This window comes from Paraburkholderia sp. A1RI-2L, from assembly GCF_048957375.1.
Classification (GTDB): Bacteria; Pseudomonadota; Gammaproteobacteria; order Burkholderiales; family Burkholderiaceae; genus Paraburkholderia.
Genome location: NZ_JARBTA010000002.1, coordinates 752,069 through 768,446 on the forward strand (window position 1 = coordinate 752,069; position 16,378 = coordinate 768,446).

Here is a 16,378-nt window from a genome sequence, read left to right on the forward strand (position 1 = left end):
ATCAATCAATCCAGACAGCGCGCTTGCACGACGCAGGATTTAAAACAGGATTATTCAGGCGGGCAATCACGAAATGTCATGGAGCAATTTCGCTATCAAGCAGGATTGAAATTGAGTTATAAAATGAAATTCTGATATTCAAAGTCTCATCTAAAAATACTACATCATTAGACACTAACTGTTATTGACATGGCGCACGACCCACACGGCGTCCGATGATGAAAATCCAGCGCGCATTCAAGTCGTATCGGCAGATCAGGCATCGCCATGCAGAACGGTGCGGCAATGTCAGCCTGAAAAACCTGCAGGTGCTAAATGCAATCCTTTACGTTGCCGATCACCGCTGCAGATGATGCGGACTATCCAGGCGATTCGCGCCGATACCACACGACTCACGCTCGATGAGATCGAATAGCGTGAACACGCATCCAGGGCATCACCGTTGAAAGCATCTCCTCCAACACCCCCGCCAGCGCCGCCATGAGCGCGTCCGATGCCTCGGGCGTGGCCTCCGCATAGCCGAGCAGGAAGCCGTTATAGCGGACCGCGTCGCGCCCCTCCTCGCCATCGAGGCAAAACGCGCTGAGCGGCGAAAGCGCGAGACCATGCGCACGCGCCGCCTCGCTCACGGCCACGTCGGCCAGCGGCGCATCCAGGCGCACGCTCAGGTGCATGCCGCCCGCATCGGCGGACACCGTCATGAGGCCCGCGAGATGTTTTTCGATTGCGGCCACAAGGCCGTCGCGGCGCGTCTCGTAGAGCTTGCGCATGCGGCGCAGATGCCGCGCGTAGCGGCCGCTTTCGATGAAGTCCGCAAGCGCCGCCTGCTCGGCCACGCGGCCCTGGCGCATGAGCGTGCGATGCGCCGCCGCGACCTGCGCCACGACCTGGCGCGGCACGATCATGAAGCCGAGGCGCAGCGCCGGAAAAAGCGTCTTGCTGAAGGTGCCCAGGTAGATCACGGGCGTGTCGTCCGCGAGGCCCTGAATCGACGGCAGCGGCGGGCCATCGTGGCGCAGCTCGCTGTCGTAGTCGTCTTCGATGATCCACGCTCCACACGCGCGCGCCTGCTCGATCAGCGCGAGACGCCGTTCGAGGCTCAACACACAGCCGAGCGGATATTGATGCGAGGGCGTGAGATACACGAGACGCGGCGGCGCGGCGCGCCAGTCCTCGTCGCGCGCGGCCATACCCGCGGCGTCCACCGGCACCGGCACGAGCGTGAGCCCGGCCGCCAGCATCTCCACGCGCGCGCCCAGATAGCCCGGATTTTCGATCCACACGCGCTCGCCTTCGTCGGCGAACAAACGCGCGCACAGCGCGAGGCTCGTTTGCGTGCCGTCCGTGATGAACACCTGCTCGGGCTGGCAGCGCACGCCGCGCGACACGCGCACGTATTGCGCGATGGCATGGCGCAGCACCGGCAGGCCCGCGCTGTCGCCGTAGCCCAGTTCGCCCGGGTCCACCTCGCGCATCGCGCGCTCGACGCTCGTGCGCCACTGCGCAAGCGGAAACGCGTCGAGCGCGGGCGTGCCGGGCCGCAACGCCGTCACGCCGTCACCCGATGCCCGGCGCGGCGGCAACTCGCGCACGCGGCGCGACAGCAGCGGCGCGGCGGCGGCGTCGTGCGGCGGCACACGTGTGGCAGGTGGCGCAACGCCGGGCTTCACGCCGTTGACGATGGAGCCATGGCGCGTGGCCGTGATGAAGCCTTCCTCCACCAGCCGCTCATATGCATAGAGCACCGAGTTGCGCGCGATGCCCAGCTCCTCGGCCAGCGTGCGGCTCGAAGCGAGGCGCGTGCCGCACACGATGTCGCCGTCGAGAATCGCGCGGCGCAGGCTCTCGTAGAGCAGGTCCTGTTGCGTGAGGCGTCGTGAAGCGCTCGCGCGCGCACGGCGCTCGTAAGCGGCCATCATCAGCGCGTAGTCCAATCTCGTGGCTCCATGTTTTGTGGCTTGAGTGGGACTAACAATGGTGCCACAAATCGCATACGCTGATGCTGCGGCAAGCCCACCACGCCAAGGAGAACGAATTTGAGCCCGACGATCCACGTGCGCGAAGTCACGCCCGCCGACTACGACGCATGGCGCCCGCTCTGGGACGGCTATAACCACTTCTATGGCCGCTCAGGCCCCACCGCGCTGCCCAAGGCGATCACGCAGACCACGTGGACGCGCTTCTTCGACGGCTACGAACCCATGCACGCGTTCATCGCGCTGCAAGGCGAACGCGTGATGGGTCTCGTGCACTTCATCTACCACCGCAACACCACGCTCGATGGCCCGATCTGCTATTTGCAGGATCTGTTCACGAGCGAGGACGCACGCGGCAAGGGCGTGGGACGCGCGCTGATCGAAGCGGTGTATGCGCACGCGAAGGCCTCGAACTCGGCGCGCGTCTACTGGCATACGCACGAGACGAATCACACGGCCATGCGCCTTTACGACGGCGTGGCCGACAAGCCGGGCTTCGTCATGTACCGCAAGAACGTGTGAGACGCATGAAGCGCGAAGGGCTTCGAAGCCTCAATCGAGATCCTTCAGGAGCGCGTCGCGCACGTCGCAGCCGATGATCTGGTCGGGCACGCGATAGTTCGGATGATCGCAGCCGATCATGAGCGCCGCGCCGTCGCGCAGGCGCTTCTTCATTTGCGGCGTGAATTCGAAGCGCACGAAGTGCACCGCCGAGGTCTTCTCGGCGTTGTCGCGCTCGAGGTCTTCGTCGGCGATGGCGTAGACGGGCGACTCGCCCTCCACCTGCAGAAAAACGCGATCTTCAATGCCGATAAGCCGCGCCAGCGCCGCGCGTCGTTCGATCTCGTTCTCGTACTCGATCTGCATCGTGGCCTTGAGGTTGCTGCCGTCGGGCACCAGCGGCAGATAAGCATCGAGCTCGCTCTGAATGCCGTCTTCCTCGAAGATCTTTTCGATGTGCAGCATCTCCTGGATCTGGTAGCGGATCGTCGCTTCGTCTTCGAAGAGAAAGGTCAGGTGATTGCCCAGCGCCACGGCGCGGCGCTTCTTGTGCTCGATGATGCGGTTGCGCATCTCGCTGCGCTGCTTCGCATAGGCTTCGAGCGAGAGCAGCGAATTTCTTGCGATCTTCATCAGGTTTCCTCATCAAATTCCGTAGGCACGGCGCAGCAGCGTGAGCGGATGCGCGAGCGGCGGGCCCCCCTGCGCGTTGCCAAGCTTGTTCTCGTCGATGCCCTGCGCGATGTGATGCCCCGCGAGCTGGCAATCCGAGGAGATGAAATCGGGCTCGCCCTGCGCCATCTGCTTGAACACGGGCGTGCCGATCTTCATCGCCATCGCGTGAAATTCCTTCTTCACGCCAAATGTGCCCGCATGGCCCGAGCAGCGCTCGACCACGTTGACTTTGGTTTCGGGCACGAGCGAGAGCAGGTCGGAGGTCTTGCGGCCGATGTTCTGCACGCGCGCGTGGCAAGGCACGTGATACGAGACGTTGCCGAGCGGCGTGCGGAAATCGGTTTTCAGCAAGCCGTCGCGGTTGCGCGCCACGAAGTACTCGAACGGGTCCCAGAACGCGTCGCTCACGGCGCGCGTGTCGGCGTCGTCGGGGAACATCAGCGGCAGTTCGTGCTTGTACATCAGCACGCAGCTCGGCACCGCGCCCAGCAGCGCATAGCCTTCGCGCGCGTACCGCGCGAGCACCGGCATGTTTTCGGCCTGCTTCTTCGCCACGCCTTCGAGGTTGCCCTGTTCGAGCAGCGGCATCCCGCAGCACGCCTCGCTCTTCACCAGCACGTAGGGGATGGCGTTGTGATCGAGCACCGCCAGCAGGTCGTGGCCGATGCCCGGCTCGTTGAAGTTCACGTAGCAGGTCGCGTAGATCGCGACCTTGCCCGGCGTGCGCTCGCCGTCGCGCACCTCGCTCGCCGTGGCCTTGCTTGCTGCGCTGCGGAACTTGCGCGCGGCAAACGACGGCAGCCACGCGTGGCGGTCCACGCCCAGCGCGTCTTCCATCACCGCGCGCATCGCCTTCGTGCCGTTGACCGCGTTGACGGTTTGCGTGACCACCGGAATGCCCGCGAGATGGCCGAGCGCGTCGGTGTTCGAGAGCACGCGGTCGCGCAGCTGCACCTCGCCGTTGCGGTAATGAATCGCCTTCGCGCGCAGCATCAGATGCGGGAAATCCACGTTCCACGGATGCGGCGGCACATAGGGACACTTCGTCATGTAGCAGAGGTCGCACAGATAGCACTGATCGACCACTTTCGAAAACTGCGTCTTGTCGACGTCTTCGGCTTCGCCGGTGTCGGTTTCGTCGACGAGATCGAACAGCGCCGGGAACGCGCCGCAGAGCGAAACGCAACGCCTGCAACCCGCGCAGATATCGAACACGCGCGCGAGCTCGGTGTCGAGCTGCGCCTGGTCGTAGAACGCGTCGGATCGCCAGTCGAGCGGGTGGCGGGTCGGCGCTTCGAGACTGCCTTCCTTGTGGGGCATGACGTCTCCAGTTCTAGTTGTTTCTTCTGGTTATCAGGGTGCGTTCGCGCGGGCGCACGAGAAACGCACGAGATGCAGCGCGCGCGGGCGAGCCTCGCGCGCGCAATGGTGCCTTGCCCTGACCTCGGCCCTAGTCGGCCAGCGCTTCCAGCGCCTTCGTATAGCGGTTCGCGTGGCTGCGCTCCGCCTTGGCGAGCGTCTCGAACCAGTTGGCGATTTCGTCGAAGCCTTCGTCGCGCGCGACCTTGGCCATGCCGGGGTACATATCGGTGTATTCGTGCGTTTCGCCCGCGATCGCCGACTGCAGATTCAGACGCGAACTGCCGAACGGCAGGCCGGTCGCCGGATCGCCTACGGCTTCCAGATACTCGAGGTGGCCGTGCGCGTGGCCGGTTTCGCCTTCGGCGGTCGAGCGGAACAGCGCGGCAACGTCGTTCTGGCCTTCCACATCGGCCTTGGCCGCGAAATATAGGTAGCGGCGATTCGCCTGCGATTCGCCCGCGAAGGCGTCCTTGAGGTTTTGTTCCGTCTTCGAGCCTTTGAGCTGTGCCATCTATGCCTCCTTCAATCTTCCGGATTCGGGGGGACGCGGCGCTGCGCATCTTCGTGCGGTGCAGCAGGGCATGAGCGCGGTCTACGCCGCTCTATCAATCTAGGAAATGTCGTTTGTGTTCCCAATTGTGATTTTCAATCCCGCCGATAGCCGGACGGCCTTTGGCCCGGCGACGCCTTGCCGCACACGCTGGCCACCCTTATGCGGCGGGCCTGTGCGACCGATCTATCCCAATATTTGAATAAACGCCTTGAACACCGAATCTTCCGACCTAGACTTAGGTTTCGGCCAGATTCGCGCGCCCGCCCGCGCGCCCTTTCGAAGCCATTTCGGAGCTCACATGCGATTGACTATTTTGATCAACGGTCCGGACCCGACTGTGAACCACGACTTTGCCGTGCTCTGGCTCGACACCGACCAGCAACGCTGGTCGCGCGAGTCGCACGAAGGCATCGACCTTCCCGCCTGGGGAGAGATGCGCGATGCAGACGGTGTGACGGCGCTATGCGCGCCGCTCGACGATTCCCCGCTCTGCACCCTGCGCGGCCTGCATGTAAACCGCCGCCAGGAGATCAGTTCAGCCCACGGCGACGCCACGTGGTCGTGCGAAACCTCGCACGCGCACATGGAAGGCCAATGGCGACTGCAGGCCGTGGACCGCCAGATGGTCCACGCCGAAAACGCCCTGTTCGCTGACTGATGCATCGCGCGTAGCCCGCGCGTTTCACCCTTCGTGTTCCCTTGTCTTGCGGCGTCGCCTTTCTGGCGGCGCCGCATTGTTTTGCTGCGCGCGCACCTGAGCTCGAGTTGGCCGCGCCCAGTCTCGCCCGCTATACTCTCACGCCCTTACAGGTCCTTTCACGAGCGCGACGGCGCGCGCACGATGCGCGCGCGGCTCACGCGTTCGCGGGCCATCCCCGACTCGCTGATTTACCGATTTGCCGATGAAGAAGCTGTTTGCCTGCCTGAGCGCGGCCCTGACCCTGGCCATCCCTGGCCATGCGTTCGCTGCGCCTGCCGTACCCGCGACGTCCGCCTGCGCCCAATTCGTTCCCGGCGGCCAGTTCCCCACGCTCAGCAATCCGCGCATGGCGCCGAAAACGCGCATGCTCTGCTACTCCGATTACGTGGTGCTGCACTCGGGCGTCACCCATGGCCCGCTCTGGTCGGCGGAGCACCTTACGCGCGATCATCTCGAAGCCGCGAAGGACATGACGCGCACGAACCGCTTCTTCGAAGACGAGCGCCTGCCCGCCGGCGAAGGCGCGACGCTCGCCGACTACAAGCGCAGCGGCTTCGACCGCGGCCACATGAGCCCCGCCGGCAACCGCTGGAACCCCCAGGCGATGGCTGAATCGTTCTCGCTCGCGAACATCGTGCCGCAGAACCGCGAGAACAATCAGCGGCTGTGGTCGCATATCGAAACGGCGGTGCGCAAGCTCGCGACGAAATACGGCGATGCTTATGTCGTGACCGGTCCGCTCTTCGCCGGCGCGCAGTTGCAGACGATCGGCGCGTCGCGCGTGCTGGTGCCCACGCAGATCTTCAAGGTGGTTTACGTGCCCTCGCAGCAGCTGGCGTTCGCCATCGTCGCGAACAACGCGAGCGACGATCGCTATGAGGTGCGTTCGGTGCGCGATCTCGAAGCGCAAAGCGGCATTGCATTCCCGGGCATTCCCGCAAACGTCGCCGCGCAGACGAAGGTGTCGTTCAACGGCGGCACATTTGCCGTGCGCAAATGGGGCTGGTAAGAACCGGGTGACGGAAGCCGGCAGAGAGCGGCGCAGCGCGCGCCGTTATAGATCCAGCCGCGAAACCTTGGTGCCTTCGAGCGAAGCGCCCGCCATCAGGCCGGCATTGGTCAGCACAAAAGCCTCGATCGGGTTGACGGCGGTGGTCGTGTCGATCTGCCCGTTCACGCCCATCTTCACGAGCGCGACGGTGGCGTCCGCGCCCGCCTTCCAGCCGCTGCTGCGCTTGAAGCGCTCCAATGCGCCCCGGGTCATGAACGCATAGAAAACGGCGCGCGACTGCGCGCCGACCTGAAAGCCAAACGAGCCCGCCATGGTGCTGAAGTAGCCGATGGAGCGGCCGTCGGCGCGCAATGCGCCTTGTCCGTATTCGCCGCCCACGCCAAAGGCCGCGCCCACCACCTCGGGAAACACCAGCACTGCGCTAGCCTTGCCCACCAGCTCGCGCGAGCCCTTCACCGTGCCATAGAGACGCGCCAGCGCGGCATCGACATTCGTATCGATCTCGCGGCGCAAGCGGGCGTTCTTTTCTGCCGCATCTGCGGCATTGCCGGGCCCAGTCGTCGTGCATGCGTCCAGCACCGTGAGCGATGCCAGCGACGCAGCGGCCCGCCCACCCGCCGCAATGAATTGCCTTCTGTTCATTTGCTTCGCACTCTCGTTGAACTACGGTTGCTTGCGCGGCAGTTGCGCAACCGGATCGACCGGCTTGCCGTTCTCGCGCACTTCGAACAGCAGCGCGCCCACCCCCACCGCGTCCGCACCGCTGGTGGCGATCTGCTGGCCCAGCTTCACGGTGTCGCCCTGCTTCACGAGCAGCCTGCCGTTGCGGCCATACGCGGTGATCAGGTGCGCGTCGTGCTTGACGATGACGAGCTTGCCGTAGCCCTTGATGCCGCTGCCGGCGTACATCACGCGCCCCGCCGCGGCCGCTTTCACGGGCGCGCCCGGCGCACATGCGATGACGATGCCCCGCTGCTTGCCAGGCGCGAACGGCGTGACGACGCTCCCGTTCACCGGCCAGGCAAGGCGCGCATTGGCACGTGCATTGGAATGCGCCTCGGCACGCCCAGCGGCGGCGGGCTGCGCGGGCGCAGCCGGGGCCGAAGGTGCGGCGGCCGGCGGCGATGCGCTGGCCGCCGGCCCCTTCGCAGGCGCTGGAGCGGACGCGGGTGTGGGTGCCGCGACAGCGGCCTTCGCGGGCGGCGCGACGCGCAGCAGCTGCCCCACCTTCACGGTGCCCGAGGCGGGCAGCGTGTTCCAGGCGGCGATATCGGCGGCGCGTTGCTTGTGGGCGGCGGCAATGCGGCTGAGCGTGTCGCCGGCCTTGACGCGATAAAACTCGGCGGCGGCGCTCGACGGCGGCACCTCGGCCACGACAGCCGGAGCCGGTGTTTCGATCGGCGTCGCGCTCGTGGCGGACGAAGACGCGGCGGCCTCGCTGGCGGCAGCCGGCGCGTCGTCGGCCACGGGCGCGGACGCATGCCACGGCGTGACCGTGCAGGCGCCGAGCATTGCAGCGGACGCGGCGACGATGGCCACGGCCACGGCAATTCCGGCACCCTCGTATAAAGTTCTCATGACGCGCTCCTTGTTCGACCAGCAGGAATGTCTGCGCCGCGCGGCGCAGGAGCGTCATGATCAAGGGTTTGTCGCGAAGCGCAGTGGATTCGCGCGCCAGTTCTGATTCACGTCAACTTGAACGGCGCGCGGCGCGCCATCCACGACGCCCCGCCCGGAGACACACCGGATTTTCGGGAAGATGTTTGATGGCGTAGCGGGCTGCTTCTTATAATGCGGGCCCGCGCATCGCGCTCAAGGAGGAACCGAAGGTGTTCGACGCATACGCAAACGACGACGATGTCCTGAACGTGCAGGGCGACGCGCTCACGCTCACGAACGGCACCACGCGCGTGACGCTCGCCGGCACGCTCGAACTCACGCGCGACAAGCGCGGCCTTGCCGCCGCGCTCGCGCTGAAGGCCGCGCTCGACGCCGTGGTCGCGAAGCTCCAGGGCGACCCGCACTTGCCCGCGCAGGTCAAGGACGAGCCGGACGCGAAACCCGGCGTCGTCGACAACCCGTTCAACTGATCGCCGCGCGGGCCGCCGCAAACGCGCGGCCCGCGCGCCGGCTGCGCCTCAGAACGGCTTGCCTTCGCTCGTCTTCCACGCGGCCATGAGCGTGTTGGACGGCAGCGTTTCGTCGAGCAGCTTCTTCGCGCTCGCGGCGCCCGCGATCGGCAGCCCGGTCGGATCGATCGCGCCGATCTGCGCGAGCACCGACGCCTGGTCCCAATAGATGTGCTCGTTATAGAGCTTGCTGCCGCGAAAGCGGATCACGGCGAGCATCGGCACCTCGAAGTACTTGCCGGTGGGCGCGAGGCCGGGCAGCAGCCAGTCGATCTCGCGGTCGTGCGTGCAGCAGAAGATGAACTCGTCCACTACACGGTCCGAGCCGATCGTGCGCGAGATCGGAATCAGGCGCGTATCGGCGGGATTCGAATGCACGAAATGGTGCGTGTAGAAGCGCTTGAGTTCGTCGTGGCCCACGCCGCCCGTCATCGTCGGGATGTGGTTGACGTAGGGCTGTGCCACCATCGTCGGCATGACGTCGCTGGGGTTGCGCGTGACGAACTCGTGGTAGCAGTGCTCCTCCCACAGCGCGTTGAAGTCGTAGATGGGGCCGAGCACGCGCCGCAGCATCGCGAGCGAACGCGAGTACGCCATCATCGCGGCGGGCTTGTCGAATTGGGGCCGCGCATTCGACGCGAATGCGTGATCGCAGCCCGGATACGTGTAGAGCTCGACGCCGGGCTTGCCCGCCAGCGCCTGCGTGATGCGCGCGCGCGTGGCCGCGTCGCACCAGCCGTCCTCGGCCGCGAAATGCAGCATGAGCGGGCAGTGGATCTTGCCGGCTTCGTCCAGATAGTTTTCGAGCGCCACGGCGTAGTAGCCGATCGCGCAATCGACGTCAGTGCGCGCCGCCGCCAGATACGCAAGCCGCCCGCCCAGACAGTAGCCAAGCGCTCCGACCTTGCCGCGCTGCGAGGGATGGGCGCGCAGCGCCGCGAGCGTCTGCGCGATGTCGTCCATCGCGAGATCGACGTCGAAGCGGTCGTAGAGCGCGAGCGCCTTCGCCATGTCGGCGCCCTCGTAGCCCAGATCGACGCCTGGCTCGAGCCGCCAGAATAGATCGGGCACCATCACCACGTAGCCCTCTTCCGCATAACGGTCGGCCATCGCGCGCATGGATGCGTTCACGCCGAAAATCTCTTGCAGCAGCACGAGGCCCGGGCCGCTGCCCTCCGGCGGCAGCGCCGTGTAGGCGCGGAATTCGCCGCCGTCGCGCGACTTCACCTGGGTCCATTGTCCAGTCATGCGTTTGTCTCCTTCTGTGCGTGTATCCACGGGCCGGCCTTCAGCCGGGTCGAAGCGTCTGCCGCGCGGATGCTACGCCACCGCGCCAAATCCCCCTCCAGCCGCAAGCGGCGGCAGCGCGGCTTCACCGCGTATCCACGCGTGATTCGCGAGCTGGGCCATTTCGCGGTCGCCGCGGCTGTCGCCATAGGCATAGAGCGTCGCGGGCGCGTGCTCGCCCCACCATGCGCGCAGCCGGGCGACCTTTTCCGGGCCCCAGCAATTGCGGCCCACGAGCCGCCCAGTGTAGTCCCCCTCGCGCCATTCGAGCTCGCTTGCGAGCACCGTGCCGATGCCCACGCGCGGCGCCCACTTGCGCAGATAAATCGAAGGCGACGCGCTCACGAGCACCACCTCGTGCCCGAGCGCCTGATGCTCGCGGATGCGCGCGAGCATCTCGGGGCGCAGCATCGCAGGCAGGCGCGTGTCGACGAAGCGCTGTGCGGCGGCGTCGAGTATTTCGCGGCGCACCGGGCCGAGCGCCGCATAAAGAAAGCGTGCCTTGGTGCGGCCCCGGTCGGACCAGCCGGGCGCGATGCCCGCGAGCCACGGCAGGCAGCGCAGCACGGCGAGCGCGAAGCGCGCGTTGCCGGCGGCATCGAGCATGAAGGCGCGGAAACTGTCGGACGTGGTGATGGTGCCGTCGAAATCGAAGGCGGCCACAACACGGTTATCGCGGTTGTTCATGAAGCGGAATCGGAAAGCGCCACGGTCAGAGGCGTGGGGTTATGGGCGGCAAGCCGGCGTCATTGTCGGTGCAAACGGCGCGCTGCCGCAATGGCGCAGCCATGCGCCACACGGGCAGTCTTGCTTGATGTATCGATGTTGATGCTATCAATCAATGTCGATACAGGCGCGTCGCGGCGCTGCGAGGCCGTCACAGCGTCATAATCCGTGTGGAGACAACGAGGCGCTCATGAGAAACCTGACCGATCAGCTCACGCAGTACGCCGAGTACCATCGCGACGCCCGCAACATCGCCACGCACTTCATCGGCATTCCGATGATCGTGCTCGCGCTCGCCGTGCTGCTGTCGCGCCCCGTCTGGGGGCACCTCGCGGCGTGGCCGCTTTCGCCCGCGTGGCTGCTGTTCGGCGCCGCGACGCTCTATTACCTCGTGCTCGACGTGCCGCTCGGCCTCATGATGGCCGTCGTCTCGGCGGCCTGCCTCGGGTTCGGCGCGTGGCTCGCGCAGCAAGGCACAGTGGCCTGGCTCGCAGGCGGCATCGGACTTTTCGTGGTGGGGTGGGTGTTCCAGTTCGTCGGGCACATCGCGTGGGAGCACCGCAAGCCCGCGTTCGCCGACGACCTGATCGGACTCGTCATCGGCCCGCTTTTCGTGCTTGCCGAGGCGCTGTTCGGGCTCGGCTGGCGTCCGGCCTTGCGCGCGGCCATCGAGGCCAAGGCGGGGCCCACGCGCATCAATCCTCCGCGCGGGCACGCGGCCCGGCCGTAACCGGATCATCCCCCCGATAGCTTCACCAGCCGCGCGCCATGAACGGCCGTCAGCGCGACGGCAATCCAGATCGGCACGTAGGTTCCCAGCTCGCGCAGCCCGAACGGCTCGCCCAGCAGCACCACCGAGACGATCACGAGCAGCACCGGCTCGACATAGCCGAGAACGCCGAAGAGCGCCATCGGCAGCAGGCGGCTCGCCTTCAGATAGCACGCGAGCGCCACGGTGCTGATCACGCCCAGTCCCGGCAGCAGCAGCCACGCCAGCAGCTTGTGCGAGCCGAGCAGCGCGACCGAGCCGCCCGCGTGCACTTCGATGGCGGCCACCGGCAGCAGCAGCACCATTTCGATCGAGAAGGTCACGAGCGAATCCGCGTGAATCTTGCGGCGCAGCACGAAGTACGGCGGATAGCCGAATGCGACGAGCAGCGTCGGCCACGAGAACGCGTGCGTCACCCATAGCTCGTGCGCGACGCCCACGGCCGCGCACGCGACCGCGATCCATTGCAGCGCTTCGAGCCGCTCGTGGTAGTAGTAGCGGCCCACCAGCACCATCACGAGCGGCAGCATGAAATAGCCGAGCGAGACTTCCAGCAGGCGTCCGTGCAGCGGCGCCCAGAGGAACACCCACAACTGCAGGCCGAGCAACCCTGCGCTGGCCACGAGCATGAGCGCGATGCGCGGCTCCCTGAACGCGCGCACGAGCAACTCCACGAGCTGCGGCGCGCGCGAGCGCAAGATCACCAGCGCGAGTGCGCCGGGCGCCGTCCAGATCACGCGCCAGGCGAAGATATCGAGCCCGTCGAGCGGGGCCAGCAGCAGGGTGTAGCTGGACATCAGCGCGAACAGCGTGGACGCCCCCACGGAAAGCGTGATGCCGCGCCTGGGATCGTATGTATTCACCGACATGGCGAGGCGCCGCGCGGGCGTGGAGAAAACGCCGCGCAAGTGCGCGCGCTCAAATTGCGCCGCACGGCGAAACGCATGCCGGCCTCCATGAAAAGCCGGGGAAGCGTTGGAAAAAATATTGTCATTTGAATCGGCTATTGAATTAGCGGCCGAGGGCGTTGCCACGCCGTCAGCCCGATTCTAATGTGCCGCGCACCGCGCCGGGGCGGCGGGCACGGGCAATGCGGCGTCCGCCGGAGCAGCGAGATCCGCCACATAGTCCGTGAAATGTCTGCTGCAATGGACTAGAACGTAAATCTTTCCACGGAGCCGCCCTGCAGCCGCGCGCGCGAACGAGACCTTCTGCGCAGCAGCCGCCAGCCGTCCAACGCACACAGGAGTGCGCATGACCCAATCCGCGTCCCGTCCCGCCCGTTCCTCCCGTTCCAATGCGCAGCCGAATGCGCTTTCCGGCTTCGCCGCCGATTTTGCCGCCGAGGTCCGCGCAGGCCTCACCCACGCGCCGCAAAAGGAACTACCGTCGAAGTATCTCTACGACGAAGTCGGCTCGGCGCTGTTCGAGGTGATCACGGTGCTGCCCGAATACGGCGTCACGCGCGCCGAGGAACGCCTGCTCACGCGCCACGCCGCTGAAATCGTCGAGGCACTGCCCGCCGATGTCATCGTCGCCGAACTCGGCAGCGGCAGCGGACGCAAGACGCGCCGCATTCTCGAAGCGCTTTCGCGCAAACGCCCGACCTCGCCCACGTCGTATTGCCCGATCGAGATCTCGCGCAGTGCCTTGCAGCTATGCCGGCGCGAACTCGCCGACATCGAGCGCATCTCCATCGTCGGCTACGAGCGCGATTACCTGGCCGGGCTCGCCGAGGTGAGCCGCCAGCGCAAGCAAGGCGAGCGCCTGTGCGTGCTGTTTCTCGGCAGCACGATCGGCAATTTCGCGCGTCTCGCGGCGACGCGCTTCCTGCGCGCCATCCGCGCGATGCTGCGTGAGGGTGACACGCTCTTGCTGGGCACCGATCTCGTGAAACCCGTGCCCACGCTGATCGCCGCCTACGACGACGCCATCGGCGCGACCGCCGCGTTCAACCTGAACCTGCTCGCGCGCATCAACCGCGAACTCGACGGCGACTTCGACCTGCACGACTTCGAACACGTCGCGCGTTTCAATCCCGATGCGCGCAGCGTCGAGATGCATCTGCGCGCGCGGCGGCGCGTCTCGGCGCGCGTGGGCGCGGCGCGGCTCGCGGTCGAGCTGGAAGCGGACGAGACGATCTGGACCGAGAGCAGTCACAAGTACCACGCCGACGAAATCCCCGCGATCGCAGCGGATGCGGGCTTCGAATGCGCGCGGCAGTGGGTCGAGAAGGAATGGGGATTCGCGGAGAGCCTGCTGGCTGCCGCGTGAGGTTGCGGCGGGGGCGCAGCAGGGCCGGGCCGCCTCAGTGCTGCTCGAAACGCTCGTAGCGCTTCTCGGTGCGCCGCTCCTCGCTCTCCACCGAATTCACGCGCGCGGCGGGCGGGCCGTGGCGCAGCCAGGACAGCATGCGGTCCACCTGGTTCGCGCTGCCCTGGATCACGGCCTCCACGGAGCCGTCCTCCATGTTGGCGACATAGCCGCGAATGCGCAGCGCGTGCGCCTGGCGCACCGTCGCGTGGCGAAAGCCCACGCCCTGCACCGTTCCGCGCACGCGCACGTAGTACGTTTCAAGGCGTGCATCCAGATCCGGTTCGCTCATCGTTCGTTCTCCCTTTGCGGTGCGTCCCGCGGTGCGTCCCGCATGCGTCCATTACGCCAGGCATTGTAGACGCCGCGCCGTGACTCTGCCGCCGCGCGCCACGTACAATCCCTGCCACGCCAGCGACGCACCGCGCCGCTCTTCGAACCCGCAAGCAAATCCAGAATGACCGACACCTCCCGCGCCAACAAGGACCTCGTGCTGATCACCGGCGCGTCCGGCTTCGTGGGCTCGGCCGTCGCCCGCATCGCGCAGGACAAAGGCTACGCCGTGCGCGTGCTGGTGCGCGCGACGAGCCCGCGCAAGAATCTCGAGGCGCTCGACGCCGAAATCGTCACCGGCGACATGCGCGACGCCGCTTCGATGCGCAAGGCGCTAACCGGCGTGCGCTACCTCTTTCACGTCGCCGCCGACTATCGGCTCTGGGCACCCGACCCGCACGAGATCGAGCGCGCCAATCTCGAAGGCGCCGAAGCCACCATGCGCGCCGCGCTCGACGCAGGCGTGGAGCGCATCGTCTACACGAGCAGCGTGGCCACGCTCAAGGTCACGAGCTCGGGCAACTCCGCCGACGAAACCTCGCCGCTCACGGCGGACCAGGCCATCGGCGTGTACAAGCGCAGCAAGGTACTCTCGGAGCGCGCCGTGGAGCGCATGATCGAGCGCGACGGCCTGCCCGCCGTGATCGTCAATCCATCCACGCCGATCGGCCCGCGCGACGTGAAGCCCACGCCCACGGGCCGCATCATCGTCGAGGCCGCGACGGGCAAGATTCCCGCGTTCGTCGACACGGGGCTGAACCTCGTGCACGTCGACGATGTCGCGAACGGCCACTTCCTCGCGCTCGAGCACGGACGCATCGGCGAGCGCTATATCCTCGGCGGCGAGAACCTGCCGCTGCAGCAGATGCTGGCTGACATCGCGGGCATCGTGGGGCGCAAGCCGCCCACGATCGCGCTGCCGCGCTGGCCGCTCTATCCGCTCGCCATGGGTGCGGAGGCCGTGGCGCGCTTCACGAAGCGCGAGCCGTTCGTGACCGTCGACGCGCTCAAGATGTCGAAGAACAAGATGTACTTCACGTCGGCGAAGGCGGAGCGCGAGCTCGGCTACCGTGCGCGGCCTTATCGCCAGGGCCTCGAAGACGCGCTCGCGTGGTTCCGCGAGGCAGGGTATCTGGGCGCGAAATAAGCGCCGCGTGCGGCGCGCCGCGCACTGGCGGAGCAAATTGTTACAACTTTTGTTGCGACCTCATTACAACGTCGCGCGGGACACCCGCGTGCGCTGTAGGTAAAATCGCGGGTCTTACCAGAGAAGCCTCGCATGAATCTTCAAGATCAGATTGGCGCGCTCGACGCAGGCGTCGATCAGCTTATTCAGGCCGCCAGTGCCGCGCTTGCCTCTCGCGCAGCCGTTGCGGCAGCTCCCGAACCTGCTCTCGCGACGGCCCTTGCCGAGCCGGAAAGACCCGCCGTTGCGGCAGCGCCCGAGCCCGAGCCCGAGCCGCAGGCCGAACCCGCGGTGCAGGAAGCCCAAGCCCCGACGCCCACGCTGGAAGTCGGCCGCCCCTCGGCGAACGAGATCACGATGACGATCGGCGGCCAGACGGTATCGCTGCATCCGATGCAGGTGGGCCAATTGATCGAGGAGCTCGCGAACGCGCGCGCCTCGATGCAGCCCGAGCCGCCGCCCGCGATTCCGCAGGGCTGGCGCTTTGCTTCGACGAAGAACCCGATGATCGCCGTGCAGAAGCAGTCGAACGGCGACCGTCTGCTGGTCATGCGGCACACGGGTCACGGCTGGGTGCCGTTCGTGTTCTCGCCCGACATGATCGTGCAGATGTACATGATGCTGACGCAGCGCTGAGCGGCGGCGCCGGCATAGGTTCAGCGGCGGCGCAGCAGCACGGCGCCGGCCGCAACAATGACGCCCGAAATCGCGAAACTCAACGCAAGCAACAGACCCGCGACAACGGCTTCATGCCCTTCGATACCCACGGCGCCGAACAGGCCGAACTGACTTGAGGTTGTAAAAGCACTGCGCCGGCATTGCCGCTCCTGTCCGTCACGCTCCTATCCGTCACGAT

At 66.4% G+C, this 16,378-nt stretch carries 18 protein-coding genes; 8 read left to right on the plus strand and 10 right to left on the minus strand.

Annotated features, from left to right (window positions below):
• Nucleotides 1-392: 392 nt before the first annotated feature.
• Nucleotides 393-1,934, minus strand: a complete 1,542-nt coding sequence (locus PWP93_RS18270) for a PLP-dependent aminotransferase family protein (protein WP_421045408.1) — start codon at nt 1,932-1,934, stop codon at nt 393-395.
• A gap of 102 nt (nt 1,935-2,036) precedes the next feature.
• Between PWP93_RS18270 and PWP93_RS18275 the strand changes: the two genes are divergently transcribed.
• Complete coding sequence (locus PWP93_RS18275; protein WP_421045409.1) at nt 2,037-2,498, plus strand: GNAT family N-acetyltransferase; 462 nt, start codon at nt 2,037-2,039, stop codon at nt 2,496-2,498.
• Nucleotides 2,499-2,528: 30 nt separating this feature from the next.
• Here PWP93_RS18275 and PWP93_RS18280 read toward each other — a convergent pair whose 3' ends face one another.
• The 3 genes from PWP93_RS18280 to PWP93_RS18290 form a co-directional block, all read right to left on the minus strand.
• Nucleotides 2,529-3,110, minus strand: coding sequence for a DUF3501 family protein (locus PWP93_RS18280; protein ID WP_421045410.1), 582 nt, complete (start codon nt 3,108-3,110; stop codon nt 2,529-2,531).
• A gap of 12 nt (nt 3,111-3,122) precedes the next feature.
• On the minus strand, nt 3,123-4,472 hold the full coding sequence (locus tag PWP93_RS18285) for a heterodisulfide reductase-related iron-sulfur binding cluster (RefSeq protein ID WP_421045411.1): 1,350 nt from the start codon (nt 4,470-4,472) through the stop codon (nt 3,123-3,125).
• Between the two features lie 130 nt (nt 4,473-4,602).
• Nucleotides 4,603-5,025, minus strand: coding sequence for a rubrerythrin family protein (locus PWP93_RS18290; RefSeq protein WP_421026232.1), 423 nt, complete (start codon nt 5,023-5,025; stop codon nt 4,603-4,605).
• A gap of 340 nt (nt 5,026-5,365) precedes the next feature.
• Between PWP93_RS18290 and PWP93_RS18295 the strand changes: the two genes are divergently transcribed.
• Both PWP93_RS18295 and PWP93_RS18300 read left to right on the plus strand, forming a co-directional pair.
• Nucleotides 5,366-5,725: a DUF3564 domain-containing protein gene (locus PWP93_RS18295; protein WP_421026233.1), complete on the plus strand. Its 360-nt coding sequence runs from the start codon at nt 5,366-5,368 to the stop codon at nt 5,723-5,725.
• 244 nt (nt 5,726-5,969) lie between these two features.
• Nucleotides 5,970-6,776: a DNA/RNA non-specific endonuclease gene (locus PWP93_RS18300; RefSeq protein WP_421045412.1), complete on the plus strand. Its 807-nt coding sequence runs from the start codon at nt 5,970-5,972 to the stop codon at nt 6,774-6,776.
• A gap of 45 nt (nt 6,777-6,821) precedes the next feature.
• Here the strand turns inward: PWP93_RS18300 and PWP93_RS18305 are convergent, their stop codons facing one another.
• On the minus strand, nt 6,822-7,421 hold the full coding sequence (locus PWP93_RS18305; protein ID WP_421045413.1) for a YSC84-related protein: 600 nt from the start codon (nt 7,419-7,421) through the stop codon (nt 6,822-6,824).
• Nucleotides 7,422-7,442: 21 nt separating this feature from the next.
• Nucleotides 7,443-8,357: a peptidoglycan DD-metalloendopeptidase family protein gene (locus PWP93_RS18310; RefSeq protein ID WP_421045414.1), complete on the minus strand. Its 915-nt coding sequence runs from the start codon at nt 8,355-8,357 to the stop codon at nt 7,443-7,445.
• Between the two features lie 251 nt (nt 8,358-8,608).
• Here PWP93_RS18310 and PWP93_RS18315 point away from each other — a divergent pair, with 251 nt between their 5' ends.
• Entirely contained in the window at nt 8,609-8,869 is a 261-nt protein-coding gene (locus PWP93_RS18315) for a hypothetical protein (protein ID WP_421026237.1), read from the plus strand.
• Between the two features lie 48 nt (nt 8,870-8,917).
• On the opposite strand, the gene PWP93_RS18320 is transcribed toward PWP93_RS18315, so the two are convergent.
• Together PWP93_RS18320 and PWP93_RS18325 are read right to left on the minus strand one after the other, a co-directional pair.
• Nucleotides 8,918-10,156 (minus strand): dienelactone hydrolase family protein, encoded by a 1,239-nt coding sequence (locus tag PWP93_RS18320; protein ID WP_421045415.1) that lies wholly within the window; start codon nt 10,154-10,156, stop codon nt 8,918-8,920.
• 72 nt (nt 10,157-10,228) lie between these two features.
• Nucleotides 10,229-10,882 carry an HAD family hydrolase gene (locus tag PWP93_RS18325; protein ID WP_421045416.1) on the minus strand — a complete coding sequence of 218 codons (654 nt, stop codon included), beginning with the start codon at nt 10,880-10,882 and terminating at the stop codon, nt 10,229-10,231.
• A gap of 229 nt (nt 10,883-11,111) precedes the next feature.
• Between PWP93_RS18325 and PWP93_RS18330 the strand changes: the two genes are divergently transcribed.
• A complete protein-coding gene (locus PWP93_RS18330; protein WP_421045417.1) occupies nt 11,112-11,651 on the plus strand; it encodes a DUF962 domain-containing protein in 540 nt (179 codons plus the stop codon).
• 5 nt (nt 11,652-11,656) lie between these two features.
• On the opposite strand, the gene rarD is transcribed toward PWP93_RS18330, so the two are convergent.
• Nucleotides 11,657-12,559, minus strand: a complete 903-nt coding sequence (rarD, locus tag PWP93_RS18335) for an EamA family transporter RarD (RefSeq protein ID WP_421045418.1) — start codon at nt 12,557-12,559, stop codon at nt 11,657-11,659.
• A 385-nt stretch (nt 12,560-12,944) separates the two neighbouring features.
• On the opposite strand from rarD, the gene egtD reads away from it, so the two are divergent.
• Complete coding sequence (gene egtD, locus PWP93_RS18340) at nt 12,945-13,964, plus strand: L-histidine N(alpha)-methyltransferase (RefSeq protein WP_421026261.1); 1,020 nt, start codon at nt 12,945-12,947, stop codon at nt 13,962-13,964.
• 34 nt (nt 13,965-13,998) lie between these two features.
• Here the strand turns inward: egtD and PWP93_RS18345 are convergent, their stop codons facing one another.
• Nucleotides 13,999-14,295 (minus strand): acylphosphatase, encoded by a 297-nt coding sequence (locus PWP93_RS18345; RefSeq protein ID WP_421045419.1) that lies wholly within the window; start codon nt 14,293-14,295, stop codon nt 13,999-14,001.
• A 165-nt stretch (nt 14,296-14,460) separates the two neighbouring features.
• Between PWP93_RS18345 and hpnA the strand changes: the two genes are divergently transcribed.
• The gene (gene hpnA, locus PWP93_RS18350; RefSeq protein ID WP_421026263.1) at nt 14,461-15,483 is read left to right on the plus strand and encodes a hopanoid-associated sugar epimerase; all 1,023 of its coding nucleotides are present in this window, start codon (nt 14,461-14,463) and stop codon (nt 15,481-15,483) included.
• A 132-nt stretch (nt 15,484-15,615) separates the two neighbouring features.
• Nucleotides 15,616-16,158, plus strand: a complete 543-nt coding sequence (locus PWP93_RS18355; RefSeq protein ID WP_421045420.1) for a hypothetical protein — start codon at nt 15,616-15,618, stop codon at nt 16,156-16,158.
• Nucleotides 16,159-16,378 lie beyond the last annotated feature (220 nt).